13 protein-coding genes are annotated in these 14908 nt (G+C 68.0%); 4 read left to right on the forward strand and 9 right to left on the reverse strand.

Annotated elements, in window-relative coordinates:
- Window positions 1–81 precede the first annotated feature (81 nt).
- From ACZ7LS_RS23485 to ACZ7LS_RS23510, 6 genes are all read right to left on the reverse strand, one after another.
- Entirely contained in the window at window positions 82–2355 is a 2274-nt protein-coding gene (locus ACZ7LS_RS23485) for an ArnT family glycosyltransferase (RefSeq protein ID WP_385130769.1), read from the reverse strand.
- Window positions 2355–3752 carry a bifunctional glycosyltransferase family 2/GtrA family protein gene (locus ACZ7LS_RS23490; protein ID WP_385130771.1) on the reverse strand — a complete coding sequence of 466 codons (1398 nt, stop codon included), beginning with the start codon at window positions 3750–3752 and terminating at the stop codon, window positions 2355–2357. The genes ACZ7LS_RS23485 and ACZ7LS_RS23490 overlap by 1 nt, the downstream gene beginning before the upstream one ends.
- 25 nt (window positions 3753–3777) lie before the next feature.
- Window positions 3778–5688 carry a sensor histidine kinase gene (locus tag ACZ7LS_RS23495; protein ID WP_385130774.1) on the reverse strand — a complete coding sequence of 637 codons (1911 nt, stop codon included), beginning with the start codon at window positions 5686–5688 and terminating at the stop codon, window positions 3778–3780.
- Entirely contained in the window at window positions 5685–6458 is a 774-nt protein-coding gene (locus ACZ7LS_RS23500) for a response regulator transcription factor (RefSeq protein WP_385130777.1), read from the reverse strand. Before ACZ7LS_RS23500 ends, ACZ7LS_RS23495 begins: the two co-directional genes overlap by 4 nt.
- A gap of 81 nt (window positions 6459–6539) precedes the next feature.
- Window positions 6540–7571: an amidohydrolase family protein gene (locus ACZ7LS_RS23505; protein WP_385130983.1), complete on the reverse strand. Its 1032-nt coding sequence runs from the start codon at window positions 7569–7571 to the stop codon at window positions 6540–6542.
- 35 nt (window positions 7572–7606) lie between these two features.
- Window positions 7607–8524, reverse strand: a complete 918-nt coding sequence (locus tag ACZ7LS_RS23510; protein WP_385130780.1) for a DUF2797 domain-containing protein — start codon at window positions 8522–8524, stop codon at window positions 7607–7609.
- A 69-nt stretch (window positions 8525–8593) separates the two neighbouring features.
- On the opposite strand from ACZ7LS_RS23510, the gene ACZ7LS_RS23515 reads away from it, so the two are divergent.
- From ACZ7LS_RS23515 to ACZ7LS_RS23525, 3 genes are all read left to right on the forward strand, one after another.
- Window positions 8594–9010, forward strand: coding sequence for a hypothetical protein (locus tag ACZ7LS_RS23515; RefSeq protein WP_385130782.1), 417 nt, complete (start codon window positions 8594–8596; stop codon window positions 9008–9010).
- 762 nt (window positions 9011–9772) lie between these two features.
- Window positions 9773–10939 (forward strand): DNA cytosine methyltransferase, encoded by a 1167-nt coding sequence (locus ACZ7LS_RS23520; protein WP_385130785.1) that lies wholly within the window; start codon window positions 9773–9775, stop codon window positions 10937–10939.
- Window positions 10940–10947: 8 nt separating this feature from the next.
- A complete protein-coding gene (locus ACZ7LS_RS23525; RefSeq protein ID WP_385130788.1) occupies window positions 10948–12018 on the forward strand; it encodes a restriction endonuclease, SacI family in 1071 nt (356 codons plus the stop codon).
- A gap of 353 nt (window positions 12019–12371) precedes the next feature.
- Here ACZ7LS_RS23525 and ACZ7LS_RS23530 read toward each other — a convergent pair whose 3' ends face one another.
- The 3 genes from ACZ7LS_RS23530 to ACZ7LS_RS23540 form a co-directional block, all read right to left on the reverse strand.
- Window positions 12372–12833 (reverse strand): hypothetical protein, encoded by a 462-nt coding sequence (locus ACZ7LS_RS23530; RefSeq protein WP_385130790.1) that lies wholly within the window; start codon window positions 12831–12833, stop codon window positions 12372–12374.
- 148 nt (window positions 12834–12981) lie between these two features.
- A complete protein-coding gene (locus ACZ7LS_RS23535) occupies window positions 12982–13383 on the reverse strand; it encodes an ATP-binding protein (protein WP_385130792.1) in 402 nt (133 codons plus the stop codon).
- A gap of 58 nt (window positions 13384–13441) precedes the next feature.
- Window positions 13442–13849, reverse strand: coding sequence for an NUDIX hydrolase (locus ACZ7LS_RS23540; RefSeq protein WP_385130985.1), 408 nt, complete (start codon window positions 13847–13849; stop codon window positions 13442–13444).
- Between the two features lie 115 nt (window positions 13850–13964).
- On the opposite strand from ACZ7LS_RS23540, the gene ACZ7LS_RS23545 reads away from it, so the two are divergent.
- Window positions 13965–14753, forward strand: coding sequence for a GntR family transcriptional regulator (locus tag ACZ7LS_RS23545; protein WP_385130795.1), 789 nt, complete (start codon window positions 13965–13967; stop codon window positions 14751–14753).
- The last annotated feature ends 155 nt before the right edge of the window (window positions 14754–14908 follow it).

The following is a 14908-nucleotide window of genomic DNA, read 5'->3' on the forward strand; positions in this document are numbered from 1 at the left end:
TGCCGACCTGCCGGGTGCCGGCCGGCTGGGGGCCTCGCCGAGACGGTTCCCTGCCCGCCGGGACCGTGCCGGACAGACCTGTCAGGCCTCCTGGGTCAGGTCGTAGAGGGTCGCGCCGTCCACGGTGACCTTCTTGAAGGTGGACTCCACCCAGGTGGAGATCGCGGAGTTGGAACCGCCGAAGCCGCCGCCTCGGCCGCCGCCACCGCCTCCCCCACCCTCGACTCCAGTGCCGCCACCGCTGCCGGCGCCACCGCTCTCGCCCTCGCCGCTCGACAGGAAGTAGTGGATCTTCCCGTCCGCGACGTACTGCTTGAACTGGTCGAGGGTCGGGGACGGATCGCTGCCATTGAAGCCGCCGATCGCCATGACGGGCTTCTCGGTGGCGAGTTGGTAGCTGGCCGCGTTCTGGGAGCCGATGGTCGCGGCGACCCAGGTGTAGTCGGACGCGTCCTTCTTGAGCGCGGCCTCGGCCTCGGAGCTGACGGACTGGCCGTTGAGGAGGCCGCCCATGCCGCCTCCACCACCTCCGCCGCCCCTGCCGCCCATACCGCCCTGGCCACCCTCAGGCAGCGCGCCGTTCGGAGGCAGCTGGGGCCCGCCGCCCGCGACCGGGGTTTGTCCCTGCCCCTGCGCCTGCCCCTGCGCCTGGCCCTGCCCCTGGCCCTGCCCTTGACGCTGCCTCTGGCCCTGGCCCTGGCCTTGTGCCTGCCCCTGTCCCTGGCCCTGTGGGGCCTGGCCCGCTGCCTGCTGGCCGGGAAGCACCGTCCCGGCCTCACCGGCACCACCGGCACCACCGGCGAAACGAGGCCCGCCGCCACCGCCGAAGCCGCCGCCACCCCGCGCGACGGCCGGTCCCGCCGTGATGATCGAGCCCCGGTACGCGGTGTTGACCGTGGTCAGCGTGTACGCGAGTGGCCCGGCGAGCGAGGCCGCGACCGCGAGACCCGCCGCCGCGAGCGCGAGCGGCCGGCCCAGCCTGCTCGCGCCGAGCAGTCCCACCGCCGCCAGCAGACCGCCGATCAGCACCGCCCAGCGCAGCCACGGCACATAGTCCGGAGTCCGGCCGAGCAGTACGTACGCCCACACCGCCGTCCCGGCCGCCGCGATCGCCAGCGTCGCCGACGCCGCGATCCCGGCGCGCTCCTCCCACAACACGGTGACGCCCATGCCGATGACAGCCGCGACGTACGGCGCCAGTGCCACGGTGTAGTACTCGTGGAAGATCCCGGCCATGAAGCTGAAGACCGCGAGGGTCACCAGCAGCGAGCCGCCCCACACCAGAAACGCCGCGCGGGCCGTGTCCGTACGCGCGCTCCGCCGGGTCACCACGAGTCCGACGACGAGCAGCAGCAGAGCGGCGGGGAGCAGCCAGGAGATCTGGCCGCCGATGGACTCGCTGAACATCCGGCCGATTCCGGTCGCGCCGCCGCGACCGCCTCCGCCCCCGCCTCCTCCGCCGACGCTGCCGGTCTCCTCGCCGTTGATCCGGCCGAGGCCGTTGTAGCCGAAGGTCAGTTCGAGGAAGGAGTTCGTCTGGGAGCCGCCGACGTACGGGCGTGAGGACGCGGGCCACAGCTCCACGATCGCGACCCACCAGCCGCCGGAGACGACGAGCGCGAGACCGGCCAGCGCGAGCTGGCCGAGCCGTCGCCGTACGGACGTGGGCGCGCACACCGCGTACACCAGCGCCAGCGCCGGCAGGATCAGAAACCCCTGGAGCGTCTTGGTCAGGAACGCGAAGCCGATCGCGATCCCCGCCCACACCAGCCACTTGGTCCGGCCGGCCTCCAGCGCGCGCAGCACGCAGTAGACGGCGGTGGTCATCAGCAGCGCGAGCAGCGCGTCCGGGTTGTTGAAGCGGAACATCATCACGGCGACGGGCGTGAGCGCCAGCACCACGGCCGCCGTCAGTCCGGCGACGGCGCTGAAGCGGCGGCGTACGGCGGCGTACAGCACCGCTACCGTCCCGAGCCCCATCAGTACCTCGGGCACCAGGATCTGCCAGGATCCGAGCCCGAAGAGCCGCACGGACAGGGCCATCGGCCAGAGCGCCGCCGGGGGCTTGTCGACGGTGATGGAGTTCCCCGCGTCGGACGAGCCGAAGAAGAACGCCTTCCAGCTCTCGCTGCCCGCCTGGACGGCGGCGGAATAGAAGGAGTTGGCGTAACCGGAATCGCTCAGATGCCACAACTGAAGCAGTCCGGCGACCAGCAGGACGGCGAGCAGGGCCGGGCGTACCCAACTGGCGTCCTCGGCCCTGCCCCGCCAGAAGCGGAGGGCGCGGCCGGCGGCGCGATGGCGCTGGTGACGCGCCGCCGCCGGAGGCCCGTCGGGCTGAAGGGTCATGGTCATCAGGCGGTCCTTGAGTCGTGGTCGGTGGTGTCGGCAGCAGCGAAGACCGGCGCGGAGCCCGTATCGGAGACGGGCGCGGAGGCCGGAACGGAGACGGGCGCCGAGGCGGAGACGGGCGCGGAGGCCGGAGCCGCGTCGCGGGCCGGGAGATCGTCCGTACGGCGCTCGGGGAAGACCCAGGCGCGCAGCAGGAGGAAACGCAGGACCGTCGCGGCGAGGTTGGCGGCGATCAGCACGGCCAGCTCGGTGGAGTGGGAGGGGGAGCCCGTGGCCGTGTCGAGCGCCGCCAGTGAACCGCTGGTCAGGGCGAGTCCGATGGCGAAGACGACCAGTCCCTGGGCCTGATGGCGTACGGCGCGCTCCCGGCCCCGCACCCCGAAGGTGAGCCTCCGGTTGGCGGCGGTGTTGGCGATCGCGGAGACCAGCAGGGCGCCGGCGTTGGCGAGTTGTGGACTCGCCGTTGCACGGAAGACGGAATAGAGCAGAAGATAGAAGAGCGTGGACAGGGCGCCCACGAAGCAGAAGCCGACCAGTTGCCGGGCGAGTCCGCCGGGCACCCCACCGATCCGGCGGTCTCTCGGGTCATCCCCGAATGGCCTGGCCAGCCGGTCCAGAGGCAGCGCGCCCACCGCCAGTGCCCGCCCCACCCGCCAGACGCCCTTGAGATCCTCGGCCGCGGTCTTGACGATATGGACCGTGCTGTCGGGGTCGTCGATCCAGTCCACCGGGACTTCATGGATCCGCAGTCCGGCGCGTTCGGCGAGCACGAGCATCTCTGTGTCGAAGAACCACCCGGTGTCCTCGACCATCGGCAGCAGCCGCTGGGCGACGTCACGCCGTATGGCCTTGAACCCACACTGCGCGTCGCTGAAGCGCGCGGAGAGAGAGGACTTGAGGATGAGGTTGTAGGCCCGCGAGATGAACTCGCGCTTGGGGCCGCGTACGACCCGTGACGAACGGGACAGCCGTGACCCGATCGCCAAATCGGAGTGGCCCGAGATCAGCGGCGCCACGAGCGGGAGGAGTGCGTTGAGATCCGTGGACAGGTCCACGTCCATATAGGCGAGGACGGGCGCGTCGGAGTGGGACCACACGGTACGGAGCGCCCTGCCCCGGCCCTTCTGCTCCAGGCGGTACGCCCGTACCTCCGGGATCTCGGTGTCGAGTCGGGCCGCGACCTGCGGGGTCCGGTCGGTACTGGCGTTGTCGGCGATCGTGATGCGAAAGCTGTACGGGAAGGTGCGGGCCAGGTGTTCGTGCAGGCGCCGCACACATGGTTCGAGGTCCTGCTCCTCGTTGTAGACGGGGATCGTCACGTCAAGTACGGGGGCTTCGGTCACCTCGACCGGGAGATGCTCCCGGGCCGGGAGTGTGCCCCATGAAGTGTCGGTTCGCATGACTCGACATTCGCGAGGCGCGCTGTCACGGCAGTGTGGTGAAGCTGTGCCCCGTCTGTGAGTCACGGCCGGTTCCCAACGGCAGCCGCAGGGACTGATGCTGCCGGTGTGAGGAGTGGACCTGCCCGTGTGAGGAGTGGACCTGCCCGTGCGTGGGCGGGCCGGGCAGGAGTACGGAGAACACGGTCCGGCCGGGGACGCTCTGTACGGCGACGGTCCCGCCATGCGCGGTGACGACGGCTTGGACGATCGCCAGGCCGAGGCCGGTGGAGCCGGCCGCGCGCGAGCGTGACGCGTCACCGCGTGCGAAGCGTTCGAAGACATGCGGCAGCAGGTCGGGCGGGATGCCGGGGCCGTCGTCCCGCACTTCGAGGACGACGGAGGATCCGCCGCCCGCCCCGGCGTCGCACGCCCCGGCGTCGCACGGCCCGTCGCCGCCACTCGGCCCGCCGTTTGGTCCGCCGTTTGGTCCGCACCCCGGCCCGCTCCACGGACCGCCCCACGGTCCGTCGACGCCCGCGTACCCGCCGTCGTTTCTGCGGACGCGCGCGGTGACGGTGGTGCCGGGCGGGGTGTGCGTACGGGCGTTGGCGAGGAGATTGACAAGCACTTGATGGAGACGGGAGGCATCGCCGTACACCGTGGCGGAGGGCTCATCCGGCTCGGGCAGTTCAAGGCGCCAGTGATGGTCCTGCCCGGCGGCATGAGCATCGCTCACCGCGTCCACGACCAGAGGGGAGAGATCAGTGCTCTCGTACGAGAGCGGGCGTCCGGCATCGAGCCGCGCCAGCAGCAGCAGGTCCTCGACCAGGCCGGTCATCCGTTCCGCCTCGGCCTCGATACGTCCGAGCGCGCGCCGGGTGTCGGGGCCGGTCTCCTCGCGCCCGCGCCGGGTCAGCTCGGCGTACCCCCGGATGGAGGCGAGCGGCGTACGGAGCTCATGACCGGCGTCGGCGACGAACTGCCGTACCCGCGTCTCGCTCTCCTGCCGGGCCGCGAGCGCGGAACCGACATGCCCCAGCATCCGGTTGAGCGCCGCACCGACCTGCCCGACCTCGGTGCGTGGATCCGCCTCGGCGTCGGGGACCCGTACGAGCGGGGCCACCTCACCGCTGTGCAGCGGCAGTTCGGAGACCCGGGTGGCGGTCGTGGCTACGCGCCTGAGCGGCCGCAGCGCGACGCCGACGAGCGCACTGCCCGCGATACCGGCGGCGACGAGCGCGGCGACGGTGACACAGATCTCCACGAGCACAAGGGTGTTGAGACTCTCCTGCACTTCGGCGGCCGGTATACCGACGAGGTAGGCGCCGTTGACGCCGTCGACGTACTGGACCCGGTAGTCGGCGCCCTCGGGCAGCGTGACGGTGTGGGCCGCGTCGTCCCGCGGTACGGCCGCGATGGCCGCCTTCTGCGCTTCGCTGAGCGGCGTCTCCCTGATCGGCGGCCAGGTGTTCTCGTTCTCCTGCAGGGCGCTCATCAGCCCCCGGCCGACGGAGCCGTCGGCCGACAGCTCGACACCGACCGTACCCACGGGCGCGCCGCCGCCCGTGACGATCTTCATCGGGTCCCTGCTCTCGGGGGCGGCGTCGGGCAGCCGGTCGCCCTCGCCCGTACCGTTCCCCGGCCCGTTCCCCGCTCCGCTCCCTGCTCCGCTGCCCGCCCCGCTCCCCGGCCCGTTCCCCGCGCCGCTCCTCGCGCCGTCCCCCTGCCTGTTCTCGGCGTTGTTCGCCGCCTTCCCCGGCGGCGGTCCCGAGGCCCGCTTGGCGATGGCCTGCACCTGCGCGTCCAACTGGCCGTACAGATACGAGCGGTACGCGATCGTCGTGACCGCCCCGATCACCGTCCCGACGATCGCGATCAGCGTGACCGCCGACACGACGAGCCGGTTCCGCAAGGACCGGGTCCGCTTCGTCGCCCCCCGCAAGCGTCCCTTCATCGCGGGGCGTCACCGGGCTCACCGGGCTCACCGGGCTCACCGGGCTTGATCAGATACCCGGCCCCGCGCCGCGTGTGGATCATCGGCGCGCGCCCCGCGTCGATCTTCCGCCGCAGATAGGAGATGTACAGCTCGACGACATTGGCCTGGCCGCCGAAGTCGTACGACCACACCCGGTCCAGGATCTGCGCCTTGCTCAGCACCCGGCGCGGATTACGCATCAGATAGCGCAGCAGCTCGAACTCGGTCGCGGTCAGATGGATGGACTGCCCGTCGCGGGTGACGTCATGACTGTCCTCGTCGAGCGTCAGATCCCCCACGACCAGGAGCGACTCACTGCGCACGGCCGCCGCGCCGGACCGCCGGATCAGCCCGCGCAGCCGCGCCACGACCTCCTCCAGGCTGAACGGCTTGGTGACATAGTCGTCACCGCCCGCGGTCAGCCCGGCGATCCGGTCCTCCACGGAGTCCTTCGCGGTGAGGAAGAGCACCGGCACCTGCGGCAGTTCGCGGCGCAGCCGCCCCAGGACCGCCAGCCCGTCCATGTCGGGCAGCATCACGTCCAGTACGACCGCGTCGGGCCGGAACTCCCGCGCCGAACGCATGGCGCCCATACCGTCACCGGCGCTGCGCACCTCCCACCCCTCGTACCGCAGGGCCATGGACAGCAGCTCGGTGAGCGAGGTCTCGTCGTCGACGACAAGCACGCGGACGGGGCTCCCGTCCGGCCTGAGCATTTCGGTGCGCCCCCGGGGCGAGGTGATGGTCATGCTGTTCACCCTGGGGACGGCCTCTGAGATTGGTCTTTCCGCTTCCTGTGAAATCCCTGAGAAACGGCCGCGGGCGAGGGCCTACGCCCTGTCCCCGATGTCTCGCCCGTCCGGATCGCCCGGTTTCCGGTCCTGGCGGCCCCGGGCGGCGCCGTCGATCCCGAAGAGCCGGGCCCCGTTCCCGTAACAGACCGCCCGCAGCCACGCGTCCCCCAGTCCGAGCCGCTCCAGGGCCTCCAGCTGATGGACGTACGGATAGGGGATGTTCGGGAAGTCCGTCCCCAGCAGGATCCGGTCCCCCAGATCCGCCAGCCGCGCCCTCGCCTCTCCGGGGAACGGCGCGAAGCCCTCGCTGAAGTCCGTGAACGCCATGGTCGTGTCCAGCCTGACCTCCGCGTAGCGCTCGGCGAGGTCCAGGAAGTCCACGTACTCCGGCATCCCGAGATGCGCGACGATCAGCCGCAGCCGGGGATGGCGCGCCAGCAGCCGCCCCACCGGCTCGGGCCCGGTGTACTTGCCGGGCGCGGGGCCGGAGCCGCAGTGCATCACCACCGGGACGGCGGCCTCGGCGAGCAGCCCCCAGACCCGGTCGAGCCGCTCGTCGTTCGGGTCGTACGCGCCCACCTGGAGATGCGACTTGAAGATCCGGGCGCCGCCGCCCCCCGCGCCCCCGACTCCCGCGCCGCCGGCCCCTTCACCGCCGGCTCCCGCGCCGCCCGCTCCCGCGCCGCCCTCGACGGCCTCACGTACGTACGCCTCGACGCCGTCCTCCGGGAAGAGCGTGGCCGTCCGCAGACAGTCCGGCGTACGGGCCGCGAACCCGGCGGCCCAGCCGTTCAGCCACTCCGCCATCCCCGGCTTGTGCGGATAGAGCATCGAGGTGTACGCCCGCACACCGAACGCGCGCAGCAGGGCGACGCGTTCGGCCTCCTCCCGCCGGTAGGAGATGGGCCACTCCCGCCCGATGAGCGGACCGGCGGCGTCGAAGTAGGCCCAGACCTTCCTGAGGACCCGCTCCGGCATGAAGTGCGTATGTACGTCGACGAGGCCCGGGAGCCCTGTCCGCTCCCGGAACCGCCGCACGGCCTCGATCTCGTCCTCGTGACCGCCCATACCACCCACACCATCCATTCCAGCCCACTCTCCCTTCAGAAGAGCCCGTCCTGCACACCCACATCGCCGCCGTGCACCTCCCGGACGGGCACGGTGACCGCGCCCGTACCCCCGCCACCGCTCCCGCCCTCACCCGTGCCGCCGCCCGCGACCGCGGTCAACTCCCACCCGCTCATCAGCCGGGTGTCCAGGACGATCACCCGGCCGTCCGGCGCGGCGAGATGCAGATCGGGCCCGGCGGCAGCGACCAGCCGCCCCGTGACACACCCGCCGTCCACCAGCTCCACCACCACGCCGACGGCCGGCGCCAGCCCGTCCAGGCCGAAGGCCCCGGCATGGTCGACGGCCACGAACGCCATCCGCTCCAGCGACTGCGGCCACCCTTCCAGCGCCACCGCACGTACGTACAGCCGCTCGATCTCGGCCACCCGCTCCGCCAGGACCGGCAGCGCGGCCCGTACGTCCCGCTTCCGCGCGTACGGGATACGGTCCGGCACCCCCAGCGCCCTGCGCAGCAGTTCCTCGGTCCGCCGCGCGGCCATCAGCGGCCCGCGCCCGAGCCAGCTGAACGCGACCGCCCCCTGCTCCAGAAGGCGCGCGGGCCCGCGTTGCTCCGCGGTGATCCCGACCTTCACCATCCCGGGCCCGAACCACGCGAGATAGACGCGGTACGTCCGCGGATCGTCGGCGATGGTGTCGGCGGCCACGGAGTGCGCCCGGTCCAGCCGCGCGCACTCGGCACACTGTCCGCCCGTACCGCGCCCGGCGATCACCGCCCCGAGGGGGCACACATTCCCCCGCGCCCCGACGCACGTACGCGCCCCGACGGCACAAAACCCCAGGTCACGCCCGTACTCCAGCACGCTCTCGCGCCGGTCGCCACCCCCGCCCCGCCGCCACCCGAGCGCGGGCACCCCCTCGCTCCAGCGAAGGCCCTGGCACTTCCACCTCATAGCGCTCAGGATGACAGGCACGGACGGACGACATGGGCGGGACGAGGCGCGGGGGGCTGTCGGGTGGAGATGACGTACGTACGGTTCCAGGGCACGGTCCGCAGCCCGCGCGGCCACTTCCCCGGCGTTTTCGCCCTGGCCAACGGCCTGGCCCGGCAGGGCGTCCTGACCGACGAACAGTGGAGCTTCTGGCGGGCCGGCAACGACTGGTACGACGCCAACTACCCCGACCCCTCCACCGTCGACCCGCAGGTCTACGACCCCGAACTCCACCCGGGCGCGGTCGCCTGGTTCAAGACCTCGGCCCCGGCCGCGGAACTGGTCAAACGCGTGGACGGCTACCTGAAGATCCTCACGGCCCACGGCGTCGAGTGCCACATGATCCGCTCGACGGACCCCGGCAAGGTCGTCTACGAGGACGAATACCAGGTGGTCGCGGTACCCCACACCCCCTCGCGCCCCACCCCAACGCCTCACCCGGCCTGAGACACCACCGACCGCCCCCACCAACTCCCGCGCGGCGCCCCGCCCATACGACACCCCCGGCCCGCACCCCGCGCCACCGTCCACCCTCCGTGCAACGCAGAAGGCCCCCGGATTTCTCCGGGGGCCTTCTGGCGTGCTGTGCACTCGGCAGGATTCGAACCTGCAACCTTCTGATCCGTAGCTCTAGCCGGATCGGTCGGTGGCGGTCATTCAGGCTTCTGCCGGGTTCCTGACGAACATCGCGAGACACGACGGGTTGCCGTGGTTGCTGTACTTCGCTGCTGTACCGCAACACAGCTCGCACCCAGGTTCCGTGAAGGCGGTGACGGGGTCCGGAGCACCCTGCGGTGTCCCGCGCGGATGAAGCGCCAACGAAGCTGCCAGCACAGCGCGGCGCTGGAGGACGGCGGCGCCACGGAGCAGAACCAAACCGGGCACGGCGCGCCAGCATCTGACCAAAGGTCCGATACCAAAGACCACTTTGAGAGATCAACCAGGATGGTCAGCTTGTCCGTATGGAGCTGGCAGATGGTTGACGATTCCCTTCCAACCTGCCTCAGCAAGTAGCTGAGCATCCTTCAATCCACGACCGCAAGTCATCGAACCTGATCAGTGCCACTGCACATACAGAGACCGCCTACGACGGTAGATACCTGATCTGCTCACTCAGCCCAACTCGGTCCACGTTCACAGCCAAACGAGAACGGAGGCCGGGCCGGCGGAAGTTTCATGATCACCGCATCTGCACGCTAAGGTGTCGCCGTGAACTCTAAGCTGCCTGTAGTGAGTCTATTTTCCGGGGCTGGCGGCCTCGACTGCGCTGTTGAACGCTGCGCTGAGACTCCCCTAAGCCACGACGGCACGGGATCACCTCTTCGCGTAGCTGTCGCAACAGACCAAGACGAAACCGCTCTTCAGACTCTCAGCCTAAACTTCCCCCACACTAAGACCTTGTGCGCAGACATTCAAACCACATCAACAGAAGAGATTCTTGATGTTGGCGGATTGCGAAAAGGGGAACCAACTCTTGTGGTGGGCGGACCACCATGTACACCGTTCAGCAAGTCGGGTTTTTGGATCGAAGAGAAAAGAAACAGTTCAGACCCGAACGCCTCACTACTCGATGATTATGTTCGAGTCGTACGCGAGAGCCAGCCAGAAGCCTTCATTCTCGAAAACGTTCAAGGACTCACATACAAGACCCACAAAAAGCAGTTCGACCGACTTATGGCAGGCCTTTCAGACGCAGGATACAACCCAACATATAAGGTTCTTCTCGCCGCAGAATACGGGGTGCCCCAACTTCGACGTCGGGTTTTTGTCGTCGGCCGACGTGACGGAAAAACCTATCGATTTCCCGAAACGACTCACTCCGGCGAGTCAGAAAGGGATCGATCTATTGATCACAGCAAACTTCCTTTTGTGGGAGTTAAGGAAGCTCTCGAAGGGCTAGCCGAATGCGCACCTGAGCCGGGTGAACTAGCCGAGGGAACTTTCGGCGAACTGGCTGCAGAAGTGCCACCGGGACAGAATTATTTGTGGCACACCGACCGTTACGGCGGGAGGAACGAGTTTCGTTGGCGAAGCCGATACTGGACATTCCTTTTGAGGGCCGATCCCGATAGGCCCTCTACAACTCTTCAGGCCCAGCCCGGCCCCTGGGTGGGCCCCTTCCATTGGGAAAACATCCCCAATCAAAATGGAGAGATGAGGGCACGCAGACTGCGAATTCCAGAGATGAAGCGCATCATGACTTTCCCCGACGAATTTCAATTCGTCGGGGGTCGACGCGAGATGATGCGACAGATCGGCAACGCCGTTCCCGTCGAACTAGGAAAGGTGGTCGTGCGCTCCTTGATGGAGCAGTTGGGGCACATTAAATCCGATACAGAAGAAAGCCCCACGCAAGAGCAACTCTCGTTCGGGTAGGAGGAATTGTGGGAATCACAATTGAAAAGAACAAGGCGCATCAAGTGGTCAAGGAGGCTCATTTCGCAGCGCTGAGCTATGCCGATTCTCCTAATGAATGGGCCGAGCTTGCCCGTACTCTCCGAGAGGACAAAGCTCCACGAACTTACACGGCTGCCCTAGGGGCATCGTTGCTGGCCCGAGCCTGTACACGGGAAGTCGACCCCCTTTCAATCAAAGAGAAACATAGCGATAGATCATTCTCACTTCGCACTCTATGCCACACAGTACTCGTGCCGGCCTCGGTTGAACTTGGCTTCGACATCGGCGCCACGGGGCGGGAGCCGATAAACAACCAACCATTCTTCAGATACGACCACTATGACGAAGTTGAGAGAATTAAGAGCAGTGCCCGACCGTACTTCAAGCGGCTACGTGATGCGCTCGCCAGTACGGAAATGTACTCAGAAAGGGAATCTTTTCACGCTCTGGTAGCGGTTCTTAGCGTCTGCATTGAGGCAGCCCAGAAGAAACAAAGAGCCGTTGCAGGCAGTTCGATAGTTGAATCTAGTCTCATCCGCCATACACAGAATTTTGTAACCTCTGGGCCAGACATCCCTCGCAAACTACAAGCTTGCGCGGCAGCTGGCCTCGACATGGCGTATGATCACGTCACCTCACGGAGAATCAATGATCCTTCACGGGACATCCCCGGTGACGTTCATGTTTTCTCAAATGATTCACCCACCTTGGCAGTGGAAGTTCGAGGGAAGGCTGTTACAGCATCCGAGCTAGAACAATTCGTACGTAACGTAGCCGCCGCGAATATCCCCAGGGCCGCCCTTTTGGTTGACAACAACCACCATGCCAAATTGCCATTGGACGACCTGGCAATTGACCTGGAGGATAGGTTCGACTGCCTAGTAAAAATTAACGAAAGCGTATCTTCGTTTTTGCGGGATGTGTTTGTTTGGTCAACTCAAGACACTGTGCACATTCTGGGCACCTTCCCTCAGCGCATGTTTGTCCGCATGTCGGAAATCGAAGTACGCCAATCAGAAATCGATCGCTGGGCAGACTATTTCCCTTCTGACGAGTAGGTCGGCGGAGGGGCTTTGGTCGGTGTCCTGCCTGGTTTGGGGTCGGGCATGATCAGGGGGCCGTACGCTGGCCGGCAACTCGGGCAGGCTGTGATCCTGCCCGGAATTTGAACGAGTGGCCCTCTGGTCTTGCTCGACGCGGGACCCGGACCGGGGAGGTGGCTAAAGCCGTGGAGTCGGCCGCCCCAGCCACAGAGGGTTTCTCCGCACCACTGGCGTTCGCTCTTGCCGCGCGACCGGCGGAGCCGGGGCCCGGAGCGGGGCGGAGACAGGAGCGGCGGGGCCCGGCGGGGAGCCGGGGAGCGCGCGGTGAGCGGAGCGAGTCGCCTTGAAGACGTAGAGAAAGTTGTTACTCAAGGCAGTTCGACGGGGTGGTAGTCGGTGAGGCGCAGGAGGAGTTGGCCGGCGCGGACCCAGTTGATGACGGGGTCGTCGAAGGAGATGCCCACCGCGTCGACCGCTACAGGCTTCGGTGTTGCGGGGCGGTAGAGGGCGCCGCGTACTCCGGCCCGTTCGACGTGGCGGACGCGCAGGGCTACGTACTGCTCGCGCAGGTGTGGGCATGCGCTGACCGAGATGCGGGCGCAGGGCAGGCAAAGGGGCGGGTGCGCGGTGAGTATGCCCTCGTGGTCGGTGGGGACAACGGGGTCCTGGGGGTCGTCGCCGAGGAGCCAGAAGGTGCCGTCCCGGTTGCGGTCGGCGGGGCCTCCGCAGACCTGGCAGAGGAGTCGTTCCATCGCGTTGCGCTGGCGGATGGGGTGGACCTGGCCGTACTCCGGTCTCCCCTGCCCGGCTGGGAAGGGGTCCTGGTCCACAGGACTCCGGTGCTGTCTCGGTCGTAGGGGCGTTCGTCGGCGAAAGCGAGGCGGCCCCGGCGCACGACCATGTCGCTGCGCGGTGCCCGTTCCCCGCTCCACTGCGTGATGTACGGAACGATCTGGGGCCGGCCTCCTCGCGGGACGTTCAGCACGGGGCCGCCTCCCGCGACGAGGTGGCGAGCTTGACCGCGACCGTGTGTCCGAGCAGTCCGCAGGTGATCCGGACGTGATCGGCGAGAAGGTGGACGATCGCCAGCCCTCGGCCGTGAGCGGCAGCGTCGTCCGGATGAACGACGCGAGGGTGCCCCGTACCGCCCCCTCGGTCGGTGACCGTGAGCGTCAGGTCGCGACCCTCCCGCCGGACGGTGAGACGGAAATCGGGGCTGGCCGCGTGGGTGACGGCGTTGGTGATCAGCTCGGTGACGATCAAGGCCGCGTCGTCCGCGCGGGGATGGCCGCTGAGCACGTCGCCGGTCCAGCGCCGGGCGCGGCCCACCGCTTCGGGGAGACCTGGGCCAAGGAGTTCCCAGACTTGTTGCGCTCTCATATACTCGTGCATACAAGTTCCTTTACGCTGATGGGCGGCCATGGACCGTTGTTCAGTGCTAGATGAGTTTCACGCCGTCGTGGGCACGCACGGCGGGCGGCGACATCGCGTCCAACGCGTCCTGGACGCGGATCGCGTACGCCTCGTCGGCGAGTTCGGCGACCTCTTCGCGGGTGACCCAGCGCAGCGCGCGGGTCTCGGGACCGGTGGTCAAGGTGCCGTCGGCCATCTCGCAGCGGAAGACCAGCGAGACGATCAGGCCCGTCATGTTCTTGTAGACGCCGGTGAGGGTCGCCGGGAGGGCGATCTTGATGCCCGTCTCCTCCAGAACCTCCCGCTGCAACGCGTCGAGCAGGGTCTCACCGGCCTCGACCACACCGCCCGGCGGCTCCCAGTGCCCGTTGTCGCGCCGCTTGATCAGCAGGGCTTGACCGTGGTCGTCCACGATCACCCCGGCGACGCTCACGGAGTGGGGGCGTTCGGCAAAGATCACGTTCGGCTGTCCTCGTCCGGTCGGCTGGCTAGGCTCTCACCGTAGCAACTGGACTCAGCCTCTTGTCTAGATATCCAAAGGAGTACACATGGCCGCGCTTGCCCCCGGTCTACTCGGCTCGCTGGACCCGACCAGCGACCGCGCCGTCTTCCGGCAGATCGCCGACCACCTGCGGGAAGCCATCGACAAGGGGCGCTTCGCCGAGAGTTCCAAGCTGCCCTCGGAATCGGAACTGGTCGAACACTTCGGCGTCTCACGCATGACCGTGCGCAACGCGCTCTCCATCCTCCAGAGCGAAGGGCTCGTCTCCTCCGAGCATGGCAAGGGGGTCTTCGTACGCCCCCGGCCCCCAGTGCGCCGTCTGGCTTCCGACCGATTCGCCCGACGCCACCGCGAGCAGGGGAAGTCGGCCTTCATCGTAGAGGCGGACGCCGCCGGCAGCCGTCCGGAGGTGGACAACCTGGAGGTCAGGGAGGAGCGTCCAAGCCCGGACATCTCCGCGCGGCTCGGCGCTCCCCGGCGCGTACTCGCCAGGCGCCGCCGATACCTGCTGGACGGGCGACCCGTCGAGTTCGCCGTCTCCTACCTGCCGCTCGACATCGCCCGGGACACCCCCATCGCTCAGCCCAACCCCGGCCCCGGCGGCATCTACGCCCGCCTCGAAGAACTCGGCCACCAGCTCGACCACTTCGAAGAAGAAATCCGGGCCCGGATGCCCTCCCCGGTGGAAGTGAAGACCCTCCGGCTCGCCTCCGGAGTCCCAGTGATCCATCTCGTCCGCACCGCGTACGACACCAAGGGCCGCGCCGTCGAAGTCTGCGACACCGTCATGGCCGCCGACGCCTACGTCCTCAACTACCAACTCCCCGCGACATGAAGGCGATTGGAGCGGCAGGCACACCCCCGGAACGGCGTCTCCTTGGGACTCGTACACATCGAGAAGCCAACTCGTATAGACGAGTGGCCAAGATGTATGGCACAGTGATCCGCGTTCCAGCAGTTCCCCGATCCACCACGCAACTTGTCTACACG

Source organism: Streptomyces sp. NPDC039430, assembly GCF_055639435.1.